The sequence below is a fragment of the Vibrio sp. M260118 genome, from assembly GCF_036533755.1.
Lineage (GTDB): Bacteria > Pseudomonadota > Gammaproteobacteria > Enterobacterales > Vibrionaceae > Vibrio.
The window spans coordinates 1-2,631 of sequence record NZ_JATABG010000430.1; the positions used below are offsets into that span (position 1 = coordinate 1).

Here is a 2,631-nt window from a genome sequence, read left to right on the forward strand (position 1 = left end):
GGATAATGGTTTCTACTTCCTTACCCACATAACCGACTTCAGTAAACTTAGTCGCTTCCACTTTAATAAATGGAGCGTTAGCCAGTTTCGCAAGGCGACGAGCAATCTCAGTTTTACCGACACCAGTTGGACCAATCATAAGAATGTTCTTTGGTGTCACTTCAACACGCAAGCTCTCTTCAAGCTGCATACGACGCCAACGGTTACGCAGTGCAATCGCAACCGAGCGCTTAGCTTTTTCTTGGCCGATAATATGGCGGTTAAGCTCATGAACAATTTCGCGAGGAGTCATTTCAGACATAATCAATTTCCTTAAATTCTTTGAATCACTATCTTTGATTTTTCAGCAATGTCTACTCGGCTTGAGAGGCTGGAATTTCTAGTTCTTCGATAGTGTGATGATGGTTGGTGAACACACAGATATCACCAGCAATTTTTAGTGATTTTTCAGCAATTTCACGCGCATCAAGTTCGGTATTTTCTAATAGCGCCGTAGCAGCTGCTTGAGCAAAATTGCCACCTGAGCCAATCGCAATCAAATCGTTTTCTGGCTGAACGACATCTCCGTTACCAGTAATGATCAATGAAGCGGTCTCGTCAGCAACCGCAAGTAGCGCCTCTAGCTTGCGCAGTGCACGATCACTACGCCAATCTTTGGCAAGCTCCACCGCAGCCTTCGTCAGATGGCCTTGATGCATTTGCAGCTTGCTCTCAAATTTTTCAAACAGCGTGAAGGCATCAGCCGTACCACCAGCAAAGCCCGCAAGTACTTTGTTGTTGTATAGGCGACGCACTTTTCGCGCATTGCCCTTCATTACTGTGTTACCCAAAGATACTTGTCCATCACCAGCGATGACGACTTTGTTGTTACGACGTACAGATACAATGGTAGTCACGAGTAGGGCCTCATAGTTGTTTTCATCTCAGTGTTAAAAACTATATGAGGTTATTAGGTGGGGAATTCAAGGGGAAAACACAAGCGAGCCAATGGCTCGCTCAATAAATTTTACTGCGCTTCTTTCCAAATCGCACATGGTTCGATCTTGGCGCGTTGCAGTTTGTGCTTATCACGCTCTGCATCCCTCTTAAACTTGTAAGGACCAAGCACGACACGATACCAACTGCTGTCTTCTTTCTTGCGAATTTTGCTATTGATCCCTTGGAAAGCAATATCAATCTTTCGCGTCTCCGCTTGTTGAGCAGTTTTGTAAGCTCCACATTGCATGATGTAAGGAATCTCTGAAACCACCTGCTCTTTCGCTTTCACTTCAACTTCGCGACTTGGCAAGGTATCAACATAATCCCACTTCTCTTCCGGTGGCGGAGGAAGCTTCTGTTGCGGTTTAGGTTTCGGCTTATTCTTAACAGGTTGAACAACTGGCGCTGGCGGCTCTGGATCATTGCTAAGCAAATACAGCCCATAACCAAACACGCTTGCCAAAATAATAGCGAGTAAACCACTTCGCCATGGTTTACGACGCGGGGTAGACTTTTTCTTGCTAGGCTTACGGCTAGTTCCGCCACGGCCTCTTTTTACGTAATCTCGATTAGCCACTAGTTAACATCAATACCATCAATTACCACTGCGGATATGTTAATGCAGTTTGCCACCTGAGGACAGTGTAGAAATGGAAGCGGCGCATCAAAAATACGCCGCATAAAAAGGTTTTGACTCTATAACACTCTTGGTGGTGCAGCGCTCTCACGCACGACCAGTTGAGTTTCAAGTAACCTTGAGCCAGCTCGAACGTCATGACCACGAAGTAGTTCAAGCATCATCAACATTGCCTGGCGACCAATCTCATAGCGAGGCTGAGATATTGTGGTTAGCGGAGGATCGCAGTACTGAGCAAAATGAATGTCATCGAAGCCGACAATCGAGAGATCCTGTGGCACACGTAAGCCAAGCTTCTTGGCTTCTTGGATTGCACCAATTGCCATTGCATCGTTGTGACAGAATACGGCTGTTGGCACTTCTGGTAGAGCGAGTAGCTGGCGAATCGCTTTTGCTCCCGCCTCAAAGGTAAAGTCACCAAAGGTGCAGTAGTTTGGATTCATGGTGATACCCGCACGACGCAGTGCTTGTTGATAACCTTGATGACGGAACTGACATAACGCCGCCGATTCTGGACCTGAAATTTGTGCAACGCGTTTATGACCCATCTGGGTCAAATAATTCACCGCTTCAAACGCTGAGGTCAGGTTATCAATGTGTACCGTTGGAAGTTCAAGCTCTGGTGCAAACTCACAAGCCATCACCATAGGAGGTAGGTTTTTTTGTTCAGGCTTACTCACATCGAATGGGAGATCAGTACCTAGCAACAACATACCATCGGCTTGCTTAGTGAAGACAAGATTGACGAATGAACTCTCGCGTTTTTTCTGCTGTCCGCTATCGCCTAAGAGAACAATGTACCCGTGTTCCATTGCAGCATCTTCAATCCCGCGAATAATTTCGGTGTAATAAGGATCACAAATGTCAGGGATGATCGCGATGATCGTTTTGGATTCGTTGCGACGTAGATTACGCGCCAACGAATTTGGTGAATATCCAGCTTCTAAAACGGCATCTTCGACTCTTTTCCTTGTCGCAGACGATACCTTTTCAGGATTCATTAGCGCTCTCGACAC

General features: G+C 46.1%; 4 protein-coding genes. All 4 read right to left on the reverse strand.

Annotated features, from left to right (window positions below; translation table 11 throughout):
• Window positions 1–301: AAA family ATPase (locus QTO00_RS17900; protein ID WP_331425986.1), on the reverse strand; the 301-nt coding region annotated here is incomplete at its 3' end.
• A 52-nt stretch (window positions 302–353) separates the two neighbouring features.
• A complete protein-coding gene (gene hslV, locus QTO00_RS17905; RefSeq protein WP_038203671.1) occupies window positions 354–896 on the reverse strand; it encodes an ATP-dependent protease subunit HslV in 543 nt (180 codons plus the stop codon).
• Between the two features lie 110 nt (window positions 897–1,006).
• Window positions 1,007–1,555, reverse strand: coding sequence for a cell division protein FtsN (gene ftsN / locus QTO00_RS17910; protein WP_331425987.1), 549 nt, complete (start codon window positions 1,553–1,555; stop codon window positions 1,007–1,009).
• Between the two features lie 119 nt (window positions 1,556–1,674).
• The coding region (cytR, locus tag QTO00_RS17915; RefSeq protein WP_331425988.1) for a DNA-binding transcriptional regulator CytR at window positions 1,675–2,631 on the reverse strand (957 nt) is incomplete at its 5' end.